General features: G+C 33.0%; 20 protein-coding genes. 18 read left to right on the top strand and 2 right to left on the bottom strand.

Going from position 1 to position 25957, the window contains the following annotated elements:
• Positions 1-482 precede the first annotated feature (482 nt).
• The 17 genes from IP023_RS04170 to IP023_RS04090 all read left to right on the top strand — a co-directional run bounded on the left by IP023_RS04170 (position 483) and on the right by IP023_RS04090 (position 21842).
• Positions 483-2723 carry an LruC domain-containing protein gene (locus IP023_RS04170; RefSeq protein WP_241788991.1) on the top strand — a complete coding sequence of 747 codons (2241 nt, stop codon included), beginning with the start codon at positions 483-485 and terminating at the stop codon, positions 2721-2723.
• A gap of 126 nt (positions 2724-2849) precedes the next feature.
• On the top strand, positions 2850-3215 hold the full coding sequence (locus IP023_RS04165; RefSeq protein WP_241788990.1) for a response regulator: 366 nt from the start codon (positions 2850-2852) through the stop codon (positions 3213-3215).
• Positions 3216-3370: 155 nt separating this feature from the next.
• Positions 3371-4417 (top strand): sugar transferase, encoded by a 1047-nt coding sequence (locus IP023_RS04160; protein WP_394801843.1) that lies wholly within the window; start codon positions 3371-3373, stop codon positions 4415-4417.
• A complete protein-coding gene (locus IP023_RS04155; RefSeq protein WP_241788989.1) occupies positions 4410-5153 on the top strand; it encodes a TolC family protein in 744 nt (247 codons plus the stop codon). Before IP023_RS04160 ends, IP023_RS04155 begins: the two co-directional genes overlap by 8 nt.
• A 5-nt stretch (positions 5154-5158) precedes the next feature.
• A complete protein-coding gene (locus IP023_RS04150; RefSeq protein ID WP_241788988.1) occupies positions 5159-7300 on the top strand; it encodes a GumC domain-containing protein in 2142 nt (713 codons plus the stop codon).
• 14 nt (positions 7301-7314) lie between these two features.
• Positions 7315-8736 carry an O-antigen ligase family protein gene (locus tag IP023_RS15880; protein ID WP_241788987.1) on the top strand — a complete coding sequence of 474 codons (1422 nt, stop codon included), beginning with the start codon at positions 7315-7317 and terminating at the stop codon, positions 8734-8736.
• The gene (locus tag IP023_RS04140) at positions 8729-9640 is read left to right on the top strand and encodes a glycosyltransferase family 2 protein (RefSeq protein WP_241788986.1); all 912 of its coding nucleotides are present in this window, start codon (positions 8729-8731) and stop codon (positions 9638-9640) included. Before IP023_RS15880 ends, IP023_RS04140 begins: the two co-directional genes overlap by 8 nt.
• Position 9641: 1 nt before the next feature.
• A complete protein-coding gene (locus tag IP023_RS04135; protein WP_241788985.1) occupies positions 9642-10823 on the top strand; it encodes a glycosyltransferase family 2 protein in 1182 nt (393 codons plus the stop codon).
• On the top strand, positions 10801-11925 hold the full coding sequence (locus tag IP023_RS04130; RefSeq protein ID WP_241788984.1) for a glycosyltransferase family 4 protein: 1125 nt from the start codon (positions 10801-10803) through the stop codon (positions 11923-11925). Before IP023_RS04135 ends, IP023_RS04130 begins: the two co-directional genes overlap by 23 nt.
• Before the next feature lie 87 nt (positions 11926-12012).
• Complete coding sequence (locus IP023_RS04125; RefSeq protein ID WP_241788983.1) at positions 12013-12948, top strand: glycosyltransferase family 2 protein; 936 nt, start codon at positions 12013-12015, stop codon at positions 12946-12948.
• Positions 12948-14384: a lipopolysaccharide biosynthesis protein gene (locus tag IP023_RS04120; protein WP_241788982.1), complete on the top strand. Its 1437-nt coding sequence runs from the start codon at positions 12948-12950 to the stop codon at positions 14382-14384. Before IP023_RS04125 ends, IP023_RS04120 begins: the two co-directional genes overlap by 1 nt.
• Before the next feature lie 17 nt (positions 14385-14401).
• Complete coding sequence (locus tag IP023_RS04115; RefSeq protein ID WP_241788981.1) at positions 14402-15520, top strand: glycosyltransferase family protein; 1119 nt, start codon at positions 14402-14404, stop codon at positions 15518-15520.
• Between the two features lie 125 nt (positions 15521-15645).
• Positions 15646-16821 (top strand): glycosyltransferase family 2 protein, encoded by a 1176-nt coding sequence (locus IP023_RS04110; RefSeq protein WP_241788980.1) that lies wholly within the window; start codon positions 15646-15648, stop codon positions 16819-16821.
• Positions 16794-18644, top strand: a complete 1851-nt coding sequence (locus IP023_RS04105; RefSeq protein ID WP_241788979.1) for a PAS domain-containing sensor histidine kinase — start codon at positions 16794-16796, stop codon at positions 18642-18644. Before IP023_RS04110 ends, IP023_RS04105 begins: the two co-directional genes overlap by 28 nt.
• A 9-nt stretch (positions 18645-18653) precedes the next feature.
• Positions 18654-19679, top strand: a complete 1026-nt coding sequence (locus IP023_RS04100) for an endonuclease/exonuclease/phosphatase family protein (protein WP_241788978.1) — start codon at positions 18654-18656, stop codon at positions 19677-19679.
• Between the two features lie 70 nt (positions 19680-19749).
• Positions 19750-20883, top strand: a complete 1134-nt coding sequence (locus tag IP023_RS04095; RefSeq protein WP_241788977.1) for a hybrid sensor histidine kinase/response regulator — start codon at positions 19750-19752, stop codon at positions 20881-20883.
• Positions 20884-20894: 11 nt separating this feature from the next.
• Positions 20895-21842 (top strand): UDP-glucuronic acid decarboxylase family protein, encoded by a 948-nt coding sequence (locus tag IP023_RS04090; protein ID WP_262914370.1) that lies wholly within the window; start codon positions 20895-20897, stop codon positions 21840-21842.
• A 59-nt stretch (positions 21843-21901) separates the two neighbouring features.
• Here IP023_RS04090 and IP023_RS04085 read toward each other — a convergent pair whose 3' ends face one another.
• Together IP023_RS04085 and IP023_RS04080 are read right to left on the bottom strand one after the other, a co-directional pair.
• Positions 21902-23773: a M1 family metallopeptidase gene (locus IP023_RS04085; protein ID WP_241788976.1), complete on the bottom strand. Its 1872-nt coding sequence runs from the start codon at positions 23771-23773 to the stop codon at positions 21902-21904.
• Between the two features lie 44 nt (positions 23774-23817).
• Entirely contained in the window at positions 23818-24249 is a 432-nt protein-coding gene (locus IP023_RS04080; RefSeq protein WP_241788975.1) for a hypothetical protein, read from the bottom strand.
• A 168-nt stretch (positions 24250-24417) separates the two neighbouring features.
• Here IP023_RS04080 and IP023_RS04075 point away from each other — a divergent pair, with 168 nt between their 5' ends.
• Positions 24418-25932 carry a sulfatase family protein gene (locus tag IP023_RS04075; RefSeq protein WP_241788974.1) on the top strand — a complete coding sequence of 505 codons (1515 nt, stop codon included), beginning with the start codon at positions 24418-24420 and terminating at the stop codon, positions 25930-25932.
• Positions 25933-25957 lie beyond the last annotated feature (25 nt).

Genomic DNA, 25957 nt, shown 5'->3' with positions numbered 1-25957 from the left:
GTATAAACATGTTAAAAATAACTCAGGCCAAAGGATAACAGTTAAGGCTTATTTGCTTTAAAATCGTAAATGTATTCTATAAGGGTGTTATCATAAAATATTCAAAAGGTAGTAAATTCTCCAATAATTATCATGGCTGATTTTATAAAATTGCAATTATAGCTCTTTATTTATAGAGAAATAGTATGCTGTAGTTTTAAGCCCAAAATAAATGTTTGTGTTTGTAATAAATTGATATTTTAATTAGGTTATTATTTACAATAATATTTGTTTTTAACCAGATTATACTGTTTTTAATCAATGGTAGAGCATTGTCGCTATCTATTGTAGTTGAAGCTCTACAAAATATTATATTCTTATAGGTTTCAGTCTCTAGTGATTGAGAAGTAATGCCTAAACTGATATATTTGCAATACTGAATTGTAGCTTATATGGGGATTATACTATGTTACAATAATAAGTTTACATCTATCTATTAAATTATGAAATTAATGTTATTTAAACATCTTAACCCGTTGCTTTTAATTGCCTGTGGTTTTGTGTTTGCTACCTCAAGTTGTTCTAAAGTAGAAGACTTGTATGCTCCGACTCCGAGTGATGAGTCGTCAAAATTATTACCTAATGGTGTTATTTCTGATAGTTTTAATTGGTCTACAGCAAAAGCTGTTGATATCCATATTGCTGTCGATGATGACTTTGAAGGTAAATACTCTTATAAATTGGAAGTGTATGATAGTGAGCCTGATACAGAAGGTTCTATGTTGTTGGCTGCCGGTTTAGCAAAAAAAGGTAAAGATCTAGTGACTAAAGCGACTATCCCTAGTGTTTTAGAAAACGTGTTTGTAAAACAAACGTCGCCAACTGGGTTAGTATCTTATTTTATGGTAGGTGTCAATGGTAATACAGTTAGTACTGTAGGAGCTATTGAAAAAGCTGCCTCTGTAGGTTTTAAAGACTTGAACTTATTAGCTTCTACATCTAGCAGACCTACTAATGTTGTATCTGTTGTTGCTCCTGCTGCTATACCTGAAACTTCTATAGTGTATGACGGTAATGTTAATGCTTCTAATATAGTGCCTAATGGTGTTTATGTTATATTAGAGAATGCAACAGTGACTAATGCTAGTGGATTAACAGCAGGTAATAAGTTGTATGTGAAAGGAACTTGGGATCTTTCTGCAGGTAATGTTGTTATTCCAGCTGGAGTAGAAATTGTTATCATGCCAGGTGGTCAACTTAAAAATGCTGCAGGAAATAAAATTACGCTTTCTGCAGGTGCTAAACTTACTAATTTCGGTGGTGTAACTACTCAAAGTGTAAATACTTATGGATTAAAAATCGATGGTACTTTAGAGATTGTAGGTGGTACATTTACTAATAATGAAAAAGCAAAAATCAATAGTTTAGATGTTAAGAGTAATGGTATCGTTATCAATAACGATAGAATGACTATTGGTACTGCTTCGTTTGTAGATTCTAGACTTGATGTTTTCTGTAATATGACTGTTACGACTAAGCTGTTTGTCGATGGATCTGTTATATATGTAGCTAGAGGAGTTAATTTGACGGTACTAAATGCAAATGCAAAAGGTGCAACATTTGAATTAGACGAAGCTGCTGTTTTCCGTGCTGATGGTCATGTTGAATTTGAGCACTCTTCAAAAAGAGTTAATAGTGTAGTAGGTAAAGGTTCTTCAAAGAAAAAAGCATTAGCTTCCATGAAGAAAGTTACAGCGAAAAGTAAAAATGGAAAACGTGGTGTTGATTACCGTGGTAACTTAAATGTTGCTTGTGATGAACACGATACAAATGGTAGATATAATACAAATTACTATTGTGGACCACAAGTTAAAAAGCATGATCGTTGTGATGATTTCAAAATTATTGTTGAAGAGGGATGTAATGGTGGTGGTTCTGTGCCAAATGTTCCAAATCCTCCAGTTGAACCTCCTCCATTGACAATAGTGGAATTAAGTCCGTATACTTATTCTTTTGAGGATAACTGGCCTACGACCAAGCGTGATTATGATATGAATGACTTCGTAGTTGTAGTGCAGATCGTAAAATATCAAAATGCAGAAAACAAAGTTGAAAAAGTAGTTATCAAAAATAAAGTAATCTCTGTAGGAGCTTCGAAAAATTTAGCAGCTGCTATTCAATTAGAGAAAGTAGCGGTCAGCGATATTAAAGATGTAGATTATACTGATGGAAGCGTTGTAGGTGCTGTACTACCTTTGGGTTCTAGTGGTCTTGAACAAGGACAATCTAAACCAGTATTGACTATTGTTGATGATGCACATGCAGCGTTTGGTGTGTTAGCTCCTACTTTTGTAAGTACTAAAAACAATGCTTATCAACCATTTGAAACAGAGGTTGTAGTGGAATTTAATAGCCCAATATCAAACTTTTGTTATGATGATATAAATCCTTTCATCACTTATTATGATAATGTGAAACAAGGTAATAGATACGAAGTACACATGGTGGGATCTGCTGGTACGGATAAGATCAAATCACGTAGTAATCTTGAGCATCAAGGATTAGCAAGTGAATTGGATGCTACGGATATGTTTAAAACATTATTTAACGAGCCATTTGCAGTTCGTACACCAGGTGAATTTGTTTATCCTAATGAAACACAAAATATAAAGGTGGCTTATCCTAATTTTATTAATTGGGTAATTAGCGGTGGAACTACTCACCAAGATTGGTTTTTAAACTAAAGAAACTTTAATAACAATTTAAAATTTAATACTCCTATTTCTATTATTATGGATTAGGAGTATTATTTTTGCTCAAATAAATGTTTCTCGGCATAGCTTTTAGCCGAAAAACTCATTAGTATTCCTATGAAAAAAAAAGTTGTAATTATTGATGATAAACCTGCTATAGGTCAGCTATTATCCCTATATTTAAATTCTGAATACGATTTTCAGTGTTTTGATAATGCATTGACTGCCTATAATTGGTTAGGTGAGGGGAAACATGCGGATCTCCTTATATCAGATTATACTATGCCAGAGATCAATGGATATGATTTTTTATTAATGCTCAAACAAAATGAGCTCTTAAAAGATATACCAGTTATGTTTCTCTCTGGAGAAGATAAGTCGTCATTACGAATTCAACTTCTAGAAGCTGGAGCTGAAGATTTTGTCCTAAAACCTTTTAACCCATTAGAACTTAAACTTCGAATTAAGAAAATATTGAAATGACCTACGGATATTGTAACTACATTTATTTTGGTGACTGCCTAGTAACATTTGATTATTTTAGCCATCAATTACAAAATGTATTTAATAGATCTTTGCATCTTTGTATAGATTTTCAGGGACTAAGTAATCAACTAAATACAAATAGTGGTCAAAAAATGACTGTTGTATTTTATCAAAAAAGTGATGATACAGCAAAAGATTTAAAAACATTAAGTCTTTTGAATAAGTACACTAGCGATAAATTATACGTTTGTTTGGTTCATGATGGGCTAACAACACAAGAAAAATATGATTATCTTAAAGTAGGTGTTACAAATGCTATGTTGAAGCAACCTTCAGAAGAGGATTTTCGAATATTTAAAAGCAATTTAATTTTGTATTTGGAAGCCATAAGTCAAACCGTACCATTGAGTCAATCTAAACCTGAACGTAAATCAAGAGTTAAAATTCCAATTGCCAAACGTATTTTCGATATATTAGTATCTTCTTTTTTAATATTATGCTTTTCTCCTATTTTTATTTTAGTTTATATTTTTATAAAACTGGAGAGTAAAGGTGCCGCAATCTATAAATCAAAGCGTGTAGGTTCTCATTATAATATATTTGATTTCTATAAGTTTAGATCTATGTTCAGCGATGCTGATAAACGATTAAAAGATTATATGGCCCTGAATCAATATGCTAATAAGACAATAATTAAACCTGAAGTTAAAACATCTATAGTATCTAATTATGAAGTTGATTTACACGATCTCAATGATGATAACCTAAGAGATGTTTTAATCGATGATGATTTAATTACTCGCGAGACGGAATTTGAAAGAGAAAAGAGTGCTACTTTTTTTAAATTAGAAAAGGATCCTCGAGTTACCAAGGTAGGTCGATTTATTCGTAAATATAGTCTAGATGAATTACCACAACTGTTCAATGTATTAAAGGGAGACATGTCTATTGTAGGTAATAGGCCTTTACCATTATATGAAGCCGAAATGCTAACTACAGATGCTGGTATAGAGCGTTTTATAGCTCCTGCTGGTATAACAGGGTTATGGCAAGTAGAAAAACGAGGAGATAATGGTAGTATGTCGGACGAAGAACGTATTAGGTTGGATGTTACTTATGCTAAAAATTATAGTTTAAAAATGGATTTCAAAATCATGTTAAAGACTTTTACTGCATTTATTCAAAAAGCTGATGTATAATTTCACTAAATCATTAATTAAGCATTTTTTACTCGTTTACCTTATCCTAATCCCTGCTGTTTTATTGGCACAAGAAGATAGGAATGGAATTCCAGATTTAGGTGAAGTCCAGTTACCTCCCCTAGAAACACTATTTGAGAATGCTAAGAATAATCCTGGTGTAGAAATGTTGAAATCTAGGCTTGAATCTCAAGAGCTATTATTAACTACTGAACAGAGAAGTTGGTTGAAATATTTTAAAGTAGGAGGTTCTTATCAATATGGAAATATATCTTTAAATTCTGCTTTTACCAATGAATATACACCTTTGTTTTTTCAATCAACGGGTCAGGTTCAAAATACATGGTATGGTACAGCGGGTGTAAATATTCCACTTGACGATATTTTTGATCGAAAGAACAAGATTAAGCGAGTTAAATTGGAGGGTAAAATATCCGAACTTGAAATGAAAAATTTTCATGATCAGTTATGTATTAGTATTTCTGAATCTTATATGAAGGTTAAATTATTTACATCAACACTACATAAAAGAGTAGAAGAATATTCTATCGCTAATGGGAATTTTCAAATGGTAGAGGGACATTTTAAAATTGGTAGTAGTACTGTTTCGGAGCTTAATATAGCAAAGAAACAAGAGACAGAAGCCTTTGAACGTCTACGTGCAAATGAATTTGATATGTTGAATGAGTTATTCAAATTAGAAATCCTAAGTAGTACAAAAATTATCTCTAAATAAATATAATGAATATACTTCAGTTAATTATTCGTTGGTTTTTACGTCTTAAATGGTGGTTTATATTTCTTCCAGCTGGGATAGCTTTAATAGCTGTATTAATGACCCAAAATCTTAATCAGCGGTATAATTCTGATATAACCATATATACTGGGGTTATTTCTAATTATGATCCAGGGCAGTCTGCTGGAAAGCAAGATTGGAATATGCTTAATAATTCTATCCAAAATATTATTAATACTATTCAGTCTAAGGAGACATTGCGTAAGCTTGCTATCCGTCTGTATGCTCGCTTAATGATCCACGGTAGTCTCGATGAAAATAATACATATATTGAATCCAAACATTACAAAGAATTATTAGATATAACGCCAATTGAAGTACGTAAATTAATTGATAAGAAATCTGAGGATATTACTGTTGAGAATTTATTGAATTATGAAAAGCCAACTCGGGATAATTTTGTCTATGGACTGATGAACTGGAATCATCCCTATTTTAGTTATAGTTCGTTGAAAGATAATTTAAAGATTAAAAGATTAGACAATACCGATATTCTTGTAGTAAATTATGAAACTAATGATCCTGGTATAACATATCAAACTCTGGTGGTACTTAGCGAGATTTTTAGTGATGAATATCGTGATCTGCAATTCAGTAATACACATAATGTAATTAAATATTTTGAAAATGAGTTAGATAGGATTGGTAAAGAATTGCGATTGCAAGAAGATTCATTGACCCTTTATAACTTAGACAATAGAGTTATTAATTACGATAAACAAACAGAGGCTATTGCACTCTTAGATAAAGAGTTCTCTCTTCGTGCTCAAGAGGTGTTTTTTACCTATTATAATACACAGGCTGCTTTAACAGAACTGGAAGGACGATTGGATGGTAATTTGAAATCATTAAAAAATAATACTGATTTTCTTAATCGACTTAATCGTATTTCTGATGTAAATTATGATATATCAAAGGCCAAAACAAAAGGTGTAGATTCTGTAGGTATTAACAAAGAAAAATATTTGTCAAACCTAAATAAGGATCTTAAAAATTTTGAAGAAGATCTTAAAGGCTTTACAGATCAGTATATTGCAGAGAAGTATACAGCTCAGGGATATCCCAATAGTAGTTTTGTGATTCAATGGATTGATGAACTAGTAAAATTAAAAAGGGCTGAAGCTGACGTAAAAGTAATTCGAGATTTTGAAGCCGAATTGGATCAAAAATATATTAAATACTCCCCGATTGGCTCTGTTTTGAAGCGTAAAGAAAGGAGTATTAACTTTACAGAACAATCTTACCTATCTATTTTGTCGAGCTTAAATCAAGCACGATTAAGGTTGAAAAGTTTGGAGATGAATTCTGCGGTTTTAAAAGTGATAAATCCACCAAATTTTCCTTTAAATTCATTACCATCACATCGTAAGGTAATAGTATTAGGCTCTTATTTTGGTACAATATTATTGTTGTTTGGATTTTTCCTTTTGGTCGAACTTTTGGATCGTACATTAAGAGATAAACTGAGAACCGAGAGACTTACTAAATTGAGGGTTATTGGAGCTTTTCCAAATGCTAATGTTATTAAAAATAGAGATTTAGTTGAGCAGAAAATAATCCATGTTGTTGCCAACAATCTTTATAGTTTGATGCATATTAATCAATCTTGGAATCTTATAAATATAATTCCTTTAGTACCCATTAGAAGTGAAAATAATATCGTTAAATTATTGAGTAACTACTGGGCCAATCAGGGAATTAAAGTTAAGTCTATGTATGAAGGTACAGATTTTATATCTGGGTCGCGTGAATATCTAATTGGCCAAGAATGGAAGACACAATTGTTAGGAAATGATATAGCAATTGTACAACATGCTCCTTTATCAGAAACTCTAATTCCAACTTCATATTTGAATGAATCTATAGCAACCTTAGTACTATTGGATACGGACACACTATTTAATACAGAGGACGAAATATTATTGAATAGTTTGGTAGAAAGATTAGCTGAAAAACAAGTGTTTGTATGTCTTGTTGGTGCTAAAAAAGATGTTATTGAAGAGTTTACAGGATTATTGCCACCATATACATTTTTGCGTAAAATGGGCTATCGTTTATCTAATTTTGGATTGACATCTAGAAATTAATTATAGATAGGGCAGTGGATAATAAGGAATTATTAAAAAAAACAGGTTTAGTAGTTTTATTGGCTGGCTTAGCTTTGCTAAGCCTAATACTTTCAATTAGTAAGGGGGTTGGTATCGGCTTCTTATTATATTCAGTACCATTATTGATTGTTTTTTTTATAATTTGTCTTCAATCTCCTTTTATCACCTTTTTGGTATTGTATCTTGCATCGTTTGTAGTGTTAGGCGCTGTTCGTTATTCAGACCTTTTGGTCCCTCCGGGCCTTATCATAGATATTTTGCTGCTTTTTAATTTTGTAGTGATATTATTGCAACATTTATGGGGAAATACCAAAATCGGTCCTCTGTATTTTACACCAGTACTTTTATTATCTTTTGGCTGGATGGGGTATTGCCTAATACAGGTGATAAATCCGATGGCGACGTTTTCAAATTGGACAACTAGTGTTCGTAACATTGGCGTACATATAGTCGCATTTCAAATTCTTGTTTTTTTTGTTTTAAATGATTTAAAAAGAATAAATAAGTTTTTTATTTTTTGGGGTGTACTTGTAATTTTAGCAACTATAAAAGCATTTGGTCAAAAGTTATTTGGTTTTGATGCTGCAGAAATGGCCTGGTTAGATGCAGGAAGTGGGAGAACACATATTATCCATTCCGGAATTCGGTATTTTTCTTTTTATACAGACGCAGCGAATTACGGATGTAATATGGGGCTGTCGATGGTTATGTTCACTATTTTAGCCGTCAATGAGAAAAGTCTTGCTAAGCGAATATTTTTTGTTTTTGTTATTTTGTTTTCTATTTATGGATTTTTAATATCAGGAACTAGAGCAGCAATGGCGGTGCCTTTTATAGGTTTCGCTGTGTGGGTAGTATTAGTAAAGGAATGGAGGTTGATTATTTCAGGTTTCGTCATCTTAGCATTTGCGTTCACCTTTTTTAACTTTACAACTATTGGAAATAGTAATTCTGATATAAGACGTATGCGAACTGCTTTTAACTTAACCGAAGATGCTTCTTTTAATGTACGTCTTATTAATCAGCAGAAAATGCGCTCATTTATGCAATATTATCCCTTTGGAATCGGAATGGGATCAGCAAAAAATGCACAGGATGGGAACTTGATTTATGGGATAGCGACAGATTCTTCATTAGTATTTGTCTGGGTAGAAACGGGTATCGTAGGCCTGATATTTTATTTACTTATATTTTTTGTCGTGCTAGGCTATGGGGTTTATTATATTTGGTTTGTGTTGAAAAGCCCCGAGGTTCTTAGTATTACGGCATCTTGTACCGCAGGACTAGCAGGTATACTCGTGGCAGGCTATGCTAATGAAGTACTTCATCAAATGCCAACAGGACAAACGGTATATATATTAATTGGATTGATTATGATTAGTCCTCATCTTGACAAAAAAGTTTTAAATGCCTAAAGAACCCTATAAATTAGCCTTTGTAACTGTAAATTATAATGGTATAGCGGATACAAAAGATTTCCTTGCGAGTGTAGAGCGAGCACAGTTGAGTATGGAGTATGTTGTTGTCGTCATTGATAATGGCTCTAAACAAAACGAATGGGAAATTTTAAAGGCGGAATTTCCAACTATTGTTGGTTTACGCAGTGCTGATAATTTAGGTTTTGCAGGTGGTAATAATTTGGCTCTGCCACTTGTTGATGCTGAATATTTTTATTTTATTAATAATGATACGCTTTTACCTATTGATGCAGATCAACAATTAAAAGATATGTTATCTTTTTTGGATAATAATCCAACTGTTGGCGGATTGAGTCCTAAGTTGATGTATGTAGATGAGCCTAATTTAATACAATTTGCAGGATGTACTGACCTCAGTCCTATAACGATAAGAAATCGCCAGATTGGGTATCAAGAAGTTGATCAAGGTCAATACCAGGAGATCACTTCTGTTCCTTATTTACATGGAGCAGCTATGCTTATACCAAATCATGTAATCAAAGAAATAGGTCCTATGCCGGAGCTCTATTTTTTATATTATGAAGAATTAGATTGGTGCTATAGTATTACTCAAAAATATCATTTGTACTATTACCCCAATGCCTATATTCGACATAAAGAAAGTGCCTCAACAGGGATGAATTCGCCCTTTAAGACTTATTATTTGTCTCGTAACCGTTTGATTTATGCTTTTAGAAATCGACAAGGTTTTACGCGTATAGCATCTATAATTTACCTCATTTTTGTGACATTTATTCATTCCCTTTTACTGATGGTTAAAGGTTTGTGGCGCAATAGTAAAGCTATGTGTAAAGGTATGATAGATGCAACTTGTTGGATGTTTGCTCAAAGAAATGTATAGTATGATAGATTTGTTAGTATTTATTATTGAATTGATAATTTATATCCCCTTTGTTATATGGGTTATTTATTATTTTATTTATGCAGTTGGATATCGATTGCCTAATAAAAAAATAAAAGTAACTAATGAAAAGAACTATCGTTATTTAGTGATTTTTCCAGCATATCGAGAAGATGCTGTTATAGCGGGGAGTGTTAGAGGATTTTTAAAACAGGGATATCCAAATACACATTATAAAGTAGTCGTAGTGGCGGATACCTTAAAAGATAATACCTTATTGTCACTACATAATTTGCAAGCCGAAGTTTTGATCCCAAATTATACTAAGCGTTCTAAAGCTGCTGCCATCAAATTAGTAATGTCTCAAAGTTTTATCAATGATTACGATGCTGTAGTTGTTTTAGATGCTGATAATCATGTGGATGTTGACTTCTTGAGTCGTATCAATGAAGTTTATGCGGGTGGCAATAAAGTAATCCAAGTACGACGCGTAGCCAAAAATCAAAATTCTGATACGGCTTATTTAGATGGATTAAGTGAAGATATAAATAATTCAATATTTCGCCAAGGACATAATAATTTAGGCTTTCCAGCAGCTTTATCTGGTTCAGGGATGGCCTTCGAAAGAGAATGGTTTCAAAAGACAATCGCTAAGATTGACTCTGTAGGAGAAGATAAAGAATTAGAGTATTATCTGTTAAAAGATAAGGTATATACGACTTACCTAGATGATGTCTATGTATATGATGAAAAAGTTAATAAGAGTTCTGATTTATCCAATCAACGTAAACGTTGGATAGCAGCTCAAGTTGATATTTTTCTGAAATTAAGTAAAGAGTTTTTTCAATTAATGAAGGACCATAATTGGCCAATGCTTGGAAAGTTGATCCAGTGGTCTATGCCACCGCGCATATTACTACTAGCTTGGGGGCCTCTCTGTATTTTAATTTTTTGTATTGTTTTATCATGTAGCTTTGGCAAGTGGATTATTGTTTACAGCCTATTTTTGATAGCTCTTTTGCTAGCGCTACCTAATAAATATTATAGTAAACGAACTTTTGTTGTGTTATTTAAATTACCATCAATACTAATCGCTATTTTACGTAGTTTTATAGGTCTGAAATCTGCTAGAACTACCTTTATACATACAACACATGGAAATGAAGAAGACCATAGTAATTGAAGCACAACGGATATTCCGACGTAAGAAACATGGGATGGATTTTGTGGCTTTAGAGCTAATACGTGAGCTTCAAAAAATAGATACTCATAATAGCTATATAATAGCTGTTGGTCCTGGTGAGGACATTTGCCTGACGGAAACGGATAATTTTAAAATTGAAGTTTTAAGAAGTACAAATTATATGGTTTGGGAGCAGATTCTATTGCCAAGATTGTTGACCAAATACAAAGCAGATTTATTGCATTGTACTTCTAATACGGCTCCTATATTGATAAAAACTCCCCTCGTATTAACTCTTCATGATATTATATTTATGGAGGATAAAATGGGGAATAATGCCTCAACTTATCAAAAGTTAGGACGAATATATAGAAGGTTTGTTGTGCCATTTATCCTTAAGAAAGTACGTCAAATTATTACCGTTTCTAATTTTGAAAAAGTTAATATTTTAGCACGTTACCCTAATTTGGAGCATATTACACACGCCATATATAATGGTGTAGGAAAAGAATTTGTACCACCTTTGCCAGGAGCTAATGAAACATTTCAAGATTTATTAAAAGGCAGTTATTGGCTATTTTTAGGTAATACTGATCCAAAGAAAAATATGCGTAATACTTTGCTTGGTTTTGCGCAATATCTAGAGGTAAGTATGGTGAAAAGAAATTTACTCCTCTTAGATACTGATTTAAACGCTTTAGATAAGCTTTTGGAAGAATTAAATATTTCTTCTATCCGTCCTTATCTTACTATTACCGGCTATATAAGTCATGATCAACTACCACAATGCTACGCTAATGCTTTTGCTTTTTTATATACTTCGCTTCGTGAAAGTTTTGGCTTGCCATTAATCGAAGCAATGGCATGTGGGACACCTGTAATTGGGTCAAATACTTCTGCCATTCCTGAAGTAGCAGGTAAAAGTGTAATTTATGTCGACCCAAATAGTCCTCATAGTATAGCAGAGGCAATGATATTGTTAGAAAATGATTCTTTATTGTATAATGATTTGATCCAACAGGGATTAGTACATAGCAAAAATTATGCATGGAGAAATACAGCGACTCAAACATTGTTGATTTACAAATCAGTATTACTATAACCTTAGAATATCCTAACAAATTTAATTTTTACGATTAAAACTGTTTTTATCCGATGATATAATTGAAAATTGTTTGCTAGTTTAAATATGAATGTCCCTAAAGTAAGTGTGATAATGCCTGTTTATAATACGGAAAAGTATGTAGCAGAGGCGATCGAAAGTGTCCTTGTCCAAACATTAGTAGATTGGGAGTTAATCATAGTAAATGATGGCTCGACTGATAATAGTTTGCAGATTGTTGAAGTGTTTGCGAAGTTAGATAAGCGCATAACTATCGTAAGCCAAGAAAATGGGGGACTTTCTGAGGCTAGAAATACAGGCCTTAATTTAGCTAAAGGGGAGTATATTTATTTTTTGGATAGTGATGATGAAATTATTCCTAATGCATTAGCGCAATGCGTGGATCAATGTGACCATTTATTATTAGATTTTTTGTTTTTTGATGCCAAGACAAAATATGAAATGGGTGCAAATATCGCTAATTCTAATTTTGAGTATTTGCGTACAATTACTATACCTGATACGGTGAGTAATGGTTTATCTTCTATTTGTGATTTGCTAGCTAATAATGAATATTTTTCCTCAGCTTGTTTAATCTTTATTAGACATAGTTATATCAAAGAAAATAATTTTTCCTTCTTAAAAGGAATATTACATGAAGACGAATTGTTTACAACATCGCTTTTCTTATATGCCAATAAAGTTATGTATCTGCCCATGCAATTATTTATTCGTCGATTGAGAAGTAATTCTATTATGACATCATCAATAAGTAGGCGTAATGTAGATAGTTATTTTGTCGTAGCATCAAAACTAAAAAATCTTGTTCAGTATACTCCTACATTTAAACAGGCTGTAGATTTATACTTAACAAAAACACTCAATGCGGTGTTGTGGAAAGCGCATAGATTGTCACTAAAAGATCGTCTTTCAATATTCGGTATAGTACGTAAGGAGTGGTCTTCTTATATTGATTTAAAAACCTATATTATTCTTCTTGTAAAAAAATATCTACCTGCTTAATGAGTCTACGTAAACAATTAATTTCGGGTGTTTTTTTTACAGCAATATCCAAATATGCTAATGTTGTAGTAGGCTTAATAGTAACAGCAGTATTAGCTAGGTTGATGCCTCCGGCACAATTTGGTGTTGTGGCTATTGCATCAGTAGTTATATCTTTCTTTTCTATATTCGCAGATATTGGATTGACTACTACGATTATACAATATAAAGAGTTGAAGAAAAGTGAATTGAGTATATTGTTCTCTATGTCATTATATCTAGCAATTGGTTTGGCCTGTTTAATATTTTTTGGTGGCGGATATTTAGCAGCTTATTACAAAGAGCCTATATTAAAGCAAGTATGTCAGGCAATGTCAATTAATCTTTTTTTTACGACAGCAGCAGTTGTTCCCAATGCCATCTTTTATCGCGAAAAGATGTTTAAGCAAATAGCGATTAGGAGTTTCGCAGCTCAATTTTTAGGGGGTGTTGTAGCTGTTGTTTGGGCTTTTTATTATGGCGGGATCTATGCATTAATCGTAGGACCTATACTTTCTAGTATTTTGATTTTTGCAATCTCTTACAGCCGTTTTCCGTTGCCTTTTCAATATTTTTTTTCCTTGGATTCTATTGCGCATACATTCAAATATTCTCTTTTTCAATTCCTATTTAATATAATTAATTTTTTTAGTCGTAATATGGACACCTTAGTAATAGGTAAAGTATTAGGACCTTCGATGCTAGGTTATTATGATAAGGCTTATCGACTAATGTCGCTTCCCTTACAAAATATTACGCAGGTGATTACACCTGTACTTCATCCTTTGTTGAGTGCACATAAACAAGATTCAACTTATTTAATGAGGACGAATGAATCTATCACTAAGTTATTAGCTTTGATTGGTTTTCCAATGTCTATATGGTTATACTTTGTCGCTGATGAGCTTATATTTTTATTCTTTGGAAGTCAATGGAGTGCTGCAGTACCTGTATTTGAATTTCTGAGTCTTTCGGTTGGCCTTCAATTGGTATTGTCTTCTTCGGGTTCTTTTTTTCAAACTTCGGGTGATACGCGTAGTCTTTTTATATGTGGTGTGTTTTCTGCTATATTAAATGTATCTGCTATATTGATCGGAGTATATTATTTTGGAAGTATGAATGCCGTAGCTTTGGGTTTATTGGTGTCATTCTCTATTAATTTTATTCAAGCTTATTGGCTTCTCTATTATAAGGTTTTTAAATCTAGTTCGTTACGATTTTTTAAATTGATGATTAAACCGATACTTTTTAGTGCTTTTCTTGCTGTATTATATTATTTACTATTGGTATATATTCATGTAGATGATTATTTTATATCGCTAATATGGAAGTCTAGTATATATCTTATAGCGATGCTAATATTCATATTTTTGGGAGGTTATAAAAATGAAGTGTTACAGTTCTTAAAGAAAAAATAAACACCAACAAGATAGATATGAAGGTTCTTTTTTTAATGTTTCATGGCTTTAGTGATCATAGTGGTATAAGTAAAAAGATAAAAGGCCAAGTAAAAGGGTTAGTAGAGAATGGTGTTCAAGTAGATTTGGCTTATTACGATATTGATAAAAATGGAATGCGTAGCTGGGTTGTAGCAGATAGATCGGTAGCAATATTAGGGAATGGCCTAGTAGGTAAAATTCGTAAAAGATTTGACTTTGCTGCACTTTTAGACTTTATTGTCAGTCAGCAGTATGGTTTGGTATATATACGAAACTATCATAATGCTAATCCTTTTACAATAAAACTAGTGAATGGCATAAAAAATGGAGGTGCTAAAGTATTAATAGAAATACCGACCTTTCCATATGATCAAGAGTATCAAAGTTGGCGGATGAAGCCTAAATTATTTGTTGATAAGATTTTTAGAAAAAAGCTAATGCAATCTGTTGATGCAGTAGTTACTTTCTCTGCGGATAGTACCATTTTTGGTCAGCAAACTATTCAGATATCCAATGGTATTGATTTTGAAACTATTCCAATCCGTAAAGAGCATCCAATTTCATCACATGGAATACATATAGTGGGCGTCGCAGAAATTCATTTTTGGCATGGTTTCGATCGGTTTTTGAAAGGCTTGGGTGAATATTATAGGAGTAATCCATCAACGCAAGTGTATTTTCATTTGGTCGGAGAGTATAGTGGTACACGAGAGAAAAATGAAATAGAAAGTGCTATTAAAGACTATAATCTGAATGATTATGTTACTATCTATGGCGCTCTTTCTGGCAATAAGCTCAATGATGTATTTGATAAATGTGACTTTGCTATAGGAAGTTTAGGGCGTCATAGATCAGGAGTCGAAACGATGCGTAGTTTGAAAAATAGAGAGTATGCAGCTCGGGGTATTCCCTTTGCTTATGCAGAATCTGATCCTGATTTTGATAATCAACCCTATGTTGTAAAGTATTCACCGGATGAATCTACGATTGATATTAATTGTATTCTGAATTATTTGAATACTAAGCATATCTCTGCTACAGAAATAAGAGATAGTATTACTAAGTTGTCTTGGAAAAACCAAATGGGAATTGTATTGTCACAAATTATTAATTAATATATTAATTAATTCGTAAATACTCTATTCTAACTGCTTGATTTGTTTTATATTTGTAAAATTTTTAGGAGAAAGCCTGTGTTGGAGCATTCCCCTATTTTTCATATTTGACCTATTCACTACTTATGAATTATTTCGCCTTTTGGGCATGTTTTTTATTGGTGTTCTATACATACGTTGGCTACGCTTTGGTTATATATATACTTTCAAAGTATTGGCCCTATAAAAATCAATTAATAAATTCAAGTTCTGGCAATTTGCCAGTATTGACTTTGTGTATTGCTGCCTATAATGAAGAAGATATTATCCCAATAAAAATGGATAATTGCTTGAGTTTGAATTATCCTTCAGATAAATTACGAATATTATGGGTAATAGATGGAAGTAATGACAATAGCCATACTATACTTAAAGAATATTCTAATATTGATATTTTGTTTAAGCCGGAGCGATTAGGTAAAACTGCAGCTTTGAATCGTGCTATGGTACATATTGATACCGAATACGTGGTATTTACTGATGCCAATTGTTTACTTTCACAAGATGCTTTATTACTCATTGCTAATCAATTTGAAGCTAAATCTGTAGGCTGTGTATCTGGAGAAAAAAGAGTTGCCTTCTACGACGAAGACACAACATCTTCCAAGGGTGAAGGCTTCTATTGGAAGTATGAATCCTACCTAAAGAAATTAGATAATCAATATTATACTACAGTAGGTGCAGCAGGTGAGCTTTTTGCAATTCGTACAGCGCTATTTGAACCTGTGGAAGAAAATATCTTGTTGGATGATTTTGTAATATCTATGCGTATTGCCAGATCTGGATATCGTATTGCATATACCCCAGAAGCGTATGCGGTAGAGCGTGGATCTTTAAACATTGAAGAAGAAAAAAAACGTAAAGTTCGTATAGCAGCAGGAGGCTGGCAATCAGTGATACTGTTTAGTAATTTGTTAAATATTTTTAAGTTTGGAAAATTAAGCTTTCAATATATATCTCATCGCGTATTAAGGTGGACAATCACACCGTTTGCTTTATTTTTACTTTTACCAATAAATATAGTCTTGGTGGTTGAAAATCATGATGTTTCTATATTTTACATCTTCACATTGATAGCACAAATTTTGTTTTATTTGCTCGCTTTCATAGGGTATCTTAAAAGAGATGAAGAGAATATCAAAAAAGTATTCTTCATACCATTTTATTTTATGTTTATGAATGTTAATGTTATTGAGGGTCTTATTTATTTAAAAAATAAATCTACATCTGCCGTATGGGAAAAGTCGAAGAGGAAATTTTAGATAATGTCACTAAGGGGGCAGGTCTTCTTAGTGATAAAAATATTATTCAAAAAGTCTTACAAATTACCTCTGATACATTGATTGTATTAGATAATAATTATCGTTGTGTAGATCTGCTACTCAAGACTGATAATCCTATATTGAATGAAAGAAAGGATATTGTCGGGGAGGATTTTTTAAAAATTCTACCCTTGGAGACTGCGAAATTATTGAAGAGGGAATTGCAGTATACACGGGAGACTGGAGTGACTTCAAATGTCAATTATGACCTCCCTCTTGAAGATAAAATGTATTATTTCAAGATGATCATTCATAAATTTGATGATGATCATTTGTTATGTCAATATAGAGATATAACAAAGAGAAGTAACATGAAAGGACGACTTAAATCTTCTGCAAAAGCATTGTTAGAAGTTGGCAAAGTAGCCCAAATTGTACAGTGGTCTTATAATCTCGATGATCGTGAGTTGTTATATCCAGCATACTCTTCTTTGGAAGATTCTATCTCTTTAAACCCCGAAATATTCCCTTTGGCATTATACCTTGAAGCTATCTATGAAGAAGATCGCGTATTGGTTGAAAATTTCCTAAATACTAGAAGTAAGAATAGCGTAACGATAGAATATCGCGTAGGCCAAGTAGGAGCTCCTTTTCAGTATATGAGAAGTACAAAGTATGCGCAAGTAGATGATCATCTTATTAATGGGTTTACACAGAATGTTACTGATTTCATGAAACATAGACATGAATTAGAAATGTTAGTTTCTGTAATACGTAAAGCTCCATATAGTGTGATGGCAGCAAAAAATGATGGAGAGATAATATTTATCAATCAATCGGGGCTTCGCATGAGTGGGGTTCTAGCGCATCAAGAAATGGAATCACTTAATGTGATGAATTTGATAGAAGAGCTATCTACACCTGATAAATGGCTCACTTTTAAAGAAAACTTAAAATCATCAAATGGTGGATTTCATTTTCGTACAAAAAATTCTTTTGCAGGATTAGATAGTATCGAGATGGATTGTAGCTCAACACTTGAAAATTGGGGTGGGGAGGAAATTATATGGTTTTTTCAACATGATATTTCTGACCAAGTAAGATATCAAGAACAACTTCTAAAATCAAAGGAAGCTGCTGAAGAATCTGAAAAATTGAAAATAGCTTTTATATGTAATATGAATCATGAGATTCGTACACCATTAAGTGCTATTATAGGGTTGTCAATGTTGATAGCAGAGACTGAAGAGGCTGATTTAAGACATGAATATTCTAAGTTAATCACATCTAATAGTGATCAATTATTACGATTAATAACGGATTTATTAGAAATGTCAAAGTTGGATGCCGGCAGTATGAGTTTGGTTCCCGTGCGTGAATCTTTAAATAATATCTTGCAAGAGATAAATGTATGTTTTGCACATGTAGAACATGAAGCTAAGCTCCACGTTATTATCCCAGACAATGATACATATGCATGGATAGATAAAGGGCGAATGATGCAGTTGTTGACTAATATGATTAATAACAGTCGCAAATTTACACCACCATCAGGATTTATCGAGGTTGGTTATTTGATTGATGGGGATTCTATCGTGTGGACGGTTAAAGATAATGGAATAGGTATTCCTATTGAAAAGCAAAATGAAGTATTTAATAGATTCTTCAAAGTCAATTGTAATGATGTAGGCTCAGGTTTAGGATTGTCAATATGTAAAAGTATTGTTGATCAGATGGAAGGGCGTATAGAAGTGGATTCTGAAGAAGGGAAAGGAACAGAGTTTAGAATCTATACACCTTTAATTGTTGATGGAAGTCATTAATGAAGTCAAATGAATAGAAGACCGAAATATTGTTTTCTTCAACTCATACTGATTGTTATCGGTATTTTATCACTGGCATCTAGTTTAGCGTATGTCGTAGCGCCGTCGATAACTGTTATCTTTCAATGGATCGGTCTTATTATGCCGATATTAATGGTTTTGAATATCGGAGTTTTAATTATATGGTTTTTTAACAGAGAGCTTAATAAAATAATTCCAATATTGAGTGGTGTTAATATGATTTGTTTTCTTCCTTTGGTATTTCAATGGAATTTTAAGGAGTTAGTAGGAAGCCCAGATCTCAGAGTCGCCTCTTATAATGTTAGAAATATGCGATCTGAATATGGATTTTCCACTCTTCCAAATATTGCAGATTTTACTGAAAGTAATAATTTAGATGTATTATTCCTACAAGAAGTACCTAGTGAATATACAGAAACAGATTTTTTAAATGCTTTTGTAGAAATGAAATCTGTAGTTTTTAGCAATAGTATTAACCTTAGTGGTAAAAGACTTGCTATTTTAAGTAAATATCAATTATTAGATACGCTAGTGTTATCCACTGCTGAGCAATCGCAATATGCTTTATTTGCAACATTGGACTATCAAAATGAAAAAATAATACTCGCTAATTGTCATCTACACACAACGAATTGGAATCAATTAAAAGGATCAAAACAATCTTTTTTAATGGGTAATTATGAAGTAATTTCCGAAAATTTTAAAAGACGTGAAGTCCAGGTATCTGAAATTCGAGAATATATGGATCAACAGAAATTTCCTTTAATAGTAGCTGGAGATTTTAATGAACCTCCAGTATCTTATTCATATCGAACAATAGGAGCTAATTTGAAGGATTCCTTTAGGGAAGCAGGTAAAGGGTATAGCTATACATATAGATATTTAAATAAAATGTTTAGAATAGATTATATATTCTTTAATAGTGATAAATTTGAAGCTTATAATTATAGGACGGCAGATTTGCATTATAGCGATCATTTACCTGTATTGGTGGATTTGGTTTTGAGAAAATAATGAAATTAATGCTTTTATAATCTATTTTTACGATAAAAATCAATAAGTTAAAAAATATCAACATACCATAATGAATATTGAGTTGTCAAAATATAATGTACTAGTAGTAGAGGATTCGGAGATTAACCTTTACCTATTACAGCGAATTTTAGAAGAGGAATATGAAACTGTTTTTTTAGCGCCAGATGCTCGTATAGCATTAGAGATTCTAGAAAATAATAAAGTTGATTTGATCCTAATGGACGTAATGATGGGAGAGATGAACGGTTTTGAATTAACTCAGAAATTGAAATCTATGGAGCGGTATAGTGAGATTCCTATTCTATTTCTTACCAGTTTAGATTCTCCGGAAGATATTGTTAAAGGGTTTGATTTAGGGGGTGTTGATTATATTACGAAACCTTTCAATAGATTAGAACTATTGCGTCGTGTAAAGCATCAAATTCAGCTTGTTGATTCTTATAACACAATATTACGCCAAAAGGAAGAATTACAAGTAGCGATAGATAATAGAGACCGCTTGTATGCTATTATGGCGCATGATTTGAGAACACCAATATCTTCTCTCAAGATGATATTTAATATACTGTCGATGAAGGTAGACGATCCGACTAGTCGTCAGCAATATCTGGATGTCTTATATACAGGTAATGATGTAGCAGAGCAATTATTTTGTATGCTAGATAATTTCTTGAAATGGACAAAATCTAATTTGGGTTTACTGACAATGGCACCACAGGAGCTTAAACTAAATCAGACTATTGAGGGTATTGTGGAGACGGTAGCGCCTACCGCAAAATTAAGAAATATAACATTTGATCTTCAATTGGATCAGGATGTGGACATATTCTTTGATTTAGATGTTATGAATAGTATTCTCCGTAATTTATTAATAAATGCAGAAAAATTTAGTCGTCCTAACTCGAGTATTGTTGTCAAATTAAAAGATTCTTCAAATGAGATTACAGTCGAAGTGATTGATAGTGGTATAGGTATGACAAAAGATGTTCAAGAAAAATTAAGAAATCGTTTTACAGCTAAAGAAGATTTTGCATCAACGAGTATTGCAGGTAAAGGGCTTGGGCTTTGGATTGTATACTATTTTGTAAATCTAAATCATGGCTTATTCTTCTTTGAGTCTGAAGAGAATATCGGCTCTAAATTTGGATTCACAATACCAAAGAAATCACCATTAGGAAATTAAATTATAAAAGAATGAGCGTGCAACGCAAACGTATACTTGTAACCGGCGGTGCCGGTTTTATTGGATCACATTTATGTGAAAGACTATTAGTAGATGGTCATGAGGTTATTTGTATGGACAATTATTTCACAGGCTCAAAATCCAATGTGATACATTTATTAGATAACCCATATTTTGAATTAGTAAGGCATGATGTTACTGAACCCTATTATGCAGAGGTAGATCAGATATATAATTTGGCATGTCCAGCGAGTCCTATTCATTATCAATATAATGCTATAAAAACAATAAAAACCTCTGTGATGGGGGCTATTAATATGTTGGGCCTTGCCAAACGTGTAAAAGCGCGTATTCTTCAAGCATCTACTAGTGAGGTTTATGGTGATCCTATGGTACATCCACAATTTGAATCTTATTGGGGAAATGTAAATCCGATTGGCATACGATCGTGTTATGATGAAGGTAAACGTTGTGCAGAAACGTTATTTATGGATTATCATCGTCAGAATAATTTAGACGTTAAGATCATACGTATTTTTAATACCTATGGTCCTCGAATGAATAAACATGATGGGCGTGTGGTTTCTAATTTTATTGTGCAAGCATTAGAAGGAAAAGATATTACGATATATGGTGATGGTTCGCAGACACGTAGTTTTCAATATGTAGATGATCTTGTCGAAGGTATGATTCGTATGATGAATTCTGAAGAAGGTTTTGTAGGCCCTATCAATATCGGTAACCCTGGTGAATTCACCATGTTGCAGTTAGCACAGCAAATTTTAGAGATGACAGGTTCTTCTTCTAAAATTCAATACTTACCTCTTCCTACAGATGATCCAAAACAACGACAACCAAATATTGAGCTAGCTGAGAAAATGTTAGATTGGAGGCCTACCGTAGAACTTACGCAAGGTTTGTCAAATACAATTGAGTACTTTAAGAAAATAATATCTTAGTATACTATAAAAAAAGGGGTTGAAATATTTCAACCCCCTTTTTTTATGTCCCGTATGTATTATTTTACTTCATAATAATTGTTGCTGGATTCTATATCCGCGAGACGTTCTGTAGGATCAATCCATACTTTTACAGGTTTTTTACTTGTCGTAATTGTATAATTAGGATTTGTCCAGAACCAATCTTCTAAGACTGTTCTTTTGGCTCCTTCATATACTTTATAGTCTTCAGCTGGTTTTGTACCGCGCATTTCGCGCAATGGGATGTAGAATAATTCCTTGCTACCATCAGTATATTCTACCAATACGTCAATTGGCATTGGCAAGTTAGATTTGTTGACGATTAAAATCGAAGAATCATTTACATTTTCTATAGCATAATCAATTTGGCGTGTTGTATTGACAAATAAGTTGAAATACCATTTTAGATTGATGCCAGATACTTCTTCTGCTATTCTTTTGAAATCATTTGGCGTAGGATGTTTGAATTTCCAAACATCATAGAATGTCAAAAATGTTTTGGTTAGATTCTCTTTGCCGATAATATACCCCAATTGTTCGGCCATGACAGCTCCTTTATTATATGCTTGGTTCGAATAGCCATAATTTGTATTATAGTAGTCTGCCAATAAACTCATCGGTTCTTCTTTGCCCGAAAGAGCTAGTTTATAATAAGCACGGTAGGCATCAATCATTGGGTTTGAAGCATGTGCTCCTTTTTTGTGAAATATTTCTTGCATCCCTAGCTCTTCTACATAACTAGTAAATCCTTCGTCAAACCATTCGTCTACAGTTTCGTTAATACCAAATAGGTGTTGGTACCAAGAGTGTGCCGCTTCATGGAATATGACACCCACTAAGCTTTTAATATTTCGGCCTCCTGTAACCAGTGTGAAAGTGCCATATTCCATTCCACCATCTCCGCCTTGTGCAATCGTATATGTAGGCCAAGGGTAAGGGCCAAATTTAGTAGAACAGAAATCGAAAAATTCACCGGCATAATTTAATGATTGTTTCCAATTCGAGATAATTTCTTTATTAGTAGGTAGGTAAACCGCATAAATACTAACCCCTCCTTTGGTCTTTGTAGAATCTACGACAAATTTTGGATCTGCAGCCCAAGCAAAATCATGGATGTTATGCGCTTTGAAATGCCAAGTTGCTTTATTGTCTTTTCTCTTAATCTTTGGTTTAGCGGTATATCCTTTTACTTCATTAGGGTTTTGAAGTACGCCAGATGCACCTAATACATAATCTTTATTGATATGAATAGTTACATCGAAATCGCCAAATGGCGCTATAAATTCTCGTGCTACATATTCATCCAAATGCCATCCGAATTCATCAAAATGAGCCATTTTTGGATACCATTGTGCCATAGAAAGTGCTACTCCTTCTTTTGAGTTACGTCCATTGCGGCGTATTTGTTCGGGTACTTGCGCATCCCATGTTAGCGATATCGTTGCGGTGGTTCCGGGACTGATATTTTGTGGAAGGGATACTTCCAATAAAGTGCCATCTGTTTTAAAAGACGCATTTTGTCCATTTAATTTTACCGTTTCAATTTTTTGATAACCGATTTGATCTGCTGTTAATGTAGCAATACGACTTTGCCATTGTGGCTTTTCTTTTGTCCCCAGGTTAGTTGCCATACGTGCATCAGGATCTGATATATTACTCAGGCGGTAGTCCATCATACTACCTGGTTGAAAAGCATTGAAATATAAGTGAAAATAAACTTTGGATAGTGATTGGCCTGAATTGTTTGTGTATTTCAGGGTCATTTTTCCTTTGTATTGATAAGCTGTCTCGTTGACATCAATATCTATTTTATAATCAACCGCCTGTTGCCAATATCCTTTGCGCTGTGCCGAAGCGTAGTTTAAGCAGAATACAAGTGCTAAACTAAAAACCAAAACTTTTAATTTCATATTTCAAACTTACAAAATTTGAAGATATGTAGCTTATTTGTAACTTAAAACTTATAATATTCAATTGCACTCGCTGTAAATTCTTGTTGAAGTGCGATTTGGTCATCCTGCGATTGGAATAATTTATTCCTCCAATATCTAGCTGTAGATTTCTTTTTTCGGTATATCACATATAGTGTTCCTCCCGAGCGTGTTAAGGTGCGTATGTGGTCTATTTCTGCGATAGGATATACAATTGTTTTGTCCCCAAATTGGATAACTAATTCTTGATCATCCACAGACCAGTTAGAAGGCCTTTGGCTAGCTTTTACACTTATGTATAATATTAATGGAATCGTAAATAATACAAAAACTATTTTAACAATCTCTTCCGCTGGAATTAAGGAACTCAATCCTCCCATGGCAAAGAGTAATACAAAAAAACTGAGCATATATTTACCGCGGTGCAGTGTATTGATTGTGTAGCTTTTTTTCATAGCGCAAAGTTACTAAAAATGAAAGCATATTAGCTGTGCATAATAGCGTATCTATTTTATTTAATTCTGCTTATGTATAACATAAATGTTGCATTTTAATCGATATATCGCCCGTAACTTTAATTTTATTTATTCTATTTTTGGTTACCTAAACAAAATGTAAATCAAATGATTAAACGTCTAATAGTAGCTGTAGCCTTAATATTTTTTCAAACTATTACTTTTGCACAGCAAAAACCTAATATTGTTATTATTATTTCTGATGATCATGCCTACCAAACCATAGGTGCATATGGATCATCAATAGCACGTACACCGCATATTGATCGAATAGCCAAAGAAGGAGCAATATTTAATAAAGGATATGTCACCAACTCCATTTGTGGCCCTGCACGTGCTGTATTATTAACAGGTAAATATTCTCATAAGAATGGGTTCAAGGATAATGAAACCTCTAATTTTGACCATAGCCAGCAAACTTTTATTAAGGAATTGGTCAAAAATGGCTATAAAGCTACTTGGATAGGCAAAATTCATCTAGGTCATAAATTAGAAGGTTTTACGGATTATGATATTTTAGAAGGGCAGGGACATTATTATAATCCTGATTTTATATCCCTAGAAGGAAAGCATAGAGAAGAAGGCTATGTTTCCAATATCGTTACTGACAAAGCATTAACATGGATGGATCAGCACAAAAATGATCCTTTCTGTGTGATCATAGGACATAAAGCTACACATCGCACATGGATGCCTGATATTCAAGATTTTGGAAAATATGATACGGTAGATTTTGAAATTCCGGCTACGTTTTATGATGATTATGCTACACGTGAAGCGGCTAATCAACAAGAAATGTCCATCAGTAAAGATATGCATATGGGCTATGACTTGAAGATGTATCCTACTGTTGCAGATATGCGTAAAGAAGGGAACTATGCACGTATGAATGACCAACAATTTGATGCTTATGAAAAGTATTATCGACCGATATATGAAGATCTTAAAAATAAGCATCTTTCAGGTTCTGCTTTAGCAGAATGGAAGTATCGCCGCTATATGATAGATTATTTGAATACGGCAGAATCTATGGATAGAAATATTGGTCGGGTTCTAGAATATTTAGAGAAAAATGGTTTAGCAGAAAATACATTAGTGGTTTATTTGTCTGATCAAGGTTTTTATATGGGTGAGCACGGATGGTTTGATAAACGTTGGATGTATGAAGAGTCTTTCCGTACTCCTTTAGTAGCTAAATTTCCGGGGGTAATAAAACCGAATATTGAAATTAATAATCTGGTGAGTAATGTAGATTTAGCACCTACATTTTTAGAGATTGCAGGCGTAAAAATCCCTGCTGATTACCAAGGAACATCTCTATTGCCGTTATTGGAAGGGAATAAAAAGGATATTAGAAATAATGTTTATTACCATTATTATGAGAATGGTGAGCATGCCGTATCCCCGCATTTTGGAATTTCTGATGGTAACTATAAATTGATCCGCTATTATAAGCGTGTTGATGGGTGGGAATTTTTTGATCTTAATAACGATAATGCGGAATTACAAAATAAGTACAATGATCCTAAATATCAAAAGAGAATTCAGAAGATGAAAAAACTGTTGCTGAAAGAAGCAACAAAGATAGATGATAAAGATGCTTTAGCAATTTTAGCTAAATAGTTCATAAAATAAGAGTGGCATATAT

The sequence above is a fragment of the Sphingobacterium rhinopitheci genome (assembly GCF_022627575.1).
Lineage (GTDB): Bacteria > Bacteroidota > Bacteroidia > Sphingobacteriales > Sphingobacteriaceae > Sphingobacterium > Sphingobacterium rhinopitheci.
Note: the sequence above shows the minus strand (reverse complement) of the source record. Positions and strands in the feature narration are given on the sequence as shown.

Excerpts from the sequence above, each read along its gene's own strand:
- IP023_RS04170 (WP_241788991.1), top strand. The coding sequence starts at position 483 with ATGAAATTAATGTTATTTAAACATCTTAACCCGTTGCTTTTAATTGCC.
- IP023_RS04165 (WP_241788990.1), top strand. The coding sequence starts at position 2,850 with ATGAAAAAAAAAGTTGTAATTATTGATGATAAACCTGCTATAGGTCAG.
- IP023_RS04160 (WP_394801843.1), top strand. The coding sequence starts at position 3,371 with ATGACTGTTGTATTTTATCAAAAAAGTGATGATACAGCAAAAGATTTA.
- IP023_RS04155 (WP_241788989.1), top strand. The coding sequence starts at position 4,410 with ATGTATAATTTCACTAAATCATTAATTAAGCATTTTTTACTCGTTTAC.
- IP023_RS04150 (WP_241788988.1), top strand. The coding sequence starts at position 5,159 with ATGAATATACTTCAGTTAATTATTCGTTGGTTTTTACGTCTTAAATGG.
- IP023_RS04140 (WP_241788986.1), top strand. The coding sequence starts at position 8,729 with ATGCCTAAAGAACCCTATAAATTAGCCTTTGTAACTGTAAATTATAAT.
- IP023_RS04135 (WP_241788985.1), top strand. The coding sequence starts at position 9,642 with ATGATAGATTTGTTAGTATTTATTATTGAATTGATAATTTATATCCCC.
- IP023_RS04130 (WP_241788984.1), top strand. The coding sequence starts at position 10,801 with ATGAAGAAGACCATAGTAATTGAAGCACAACGGATATTCCGACGTAAG.
- IP023_RS04125 (WP_241788983.1), top strand. The coding sequence starts at position 12,013 with ATGAATGTCCCTAAAGTAAGTGTGATAATGCCTGTTTATAATACGGAA.
- IP023_RS04120 (WP_241788982.1), top strand. The coding sequence starts at position 12,948 with ATGAGTCTACGTAAACAATTAATTTCGGGTGTTTTTTTTACAGCAATA.
- IP023_RS04115 (WP_241788981.1), top strand. The coding sequence starts at position 14,402 with ATGAAGGTTCTTTTTTTAATGTTTCATGGCTTTAGTGATCATAGTGGT.
- IP023_RS04110 (WP_241788980.1), top strand. The coding sequence starts at position 15,646 with ATGAATTATTTCGCCTTTTGGGCATGTTTTTTATTGGTGTTCTATACA.
- IP023_RS04105 (WP_241788979.1), top strand. The coding sequence starts at position 16,794 with ATGGGAAAAGTCGAAGAGGAAATTTTAGATAATGTCACTAAGGGGGCA.
- IP023_RS04100 (WP_241788978.1), top strand. The coding sequence starts at position 18,654 with ATGAATAGAAGACCGAAATATTGTTTTCTTCAACTCATACTGATTGTT.
- IP023_RS04095 (WP_241788977.1), top strand. The coding sequence starts at position 19,750 with ATGAATATTGAGTTGTCAAAATATAATGTACTAGTAGTAGAGGATTCG.
- IP023_RS04090 (WP_262914370.1), top strand. The coding sequence starts at position 20,895 with ATGAGCGTGCAACGCAAACGTATACTTGTAACCGGCGGTGCCGGTTTT.
- IP023_RS04085 (WP_241788976.1), bottom strand. The coding sequence starts at position 23,773 with ATGAAATTAAAAGTTTTGGTTTTTAGTTTAGCACTTGTATTCTGCTTA.
- IP023_RS04080 (WP_241788975.1), bottom strand. The coding sequence starts at position 24,249 with ATGAAAAAAAGCTACACAATCAATACACTGCACCGCGGTAAATATATG.
- IP023_RS04075 (WP_241788974.1), top strand. The coding sequence starts at position 24,418 with ATGATTAAACGTCTAATAGTAGCTGTAGCCTTAATATTTTTTCAAACT.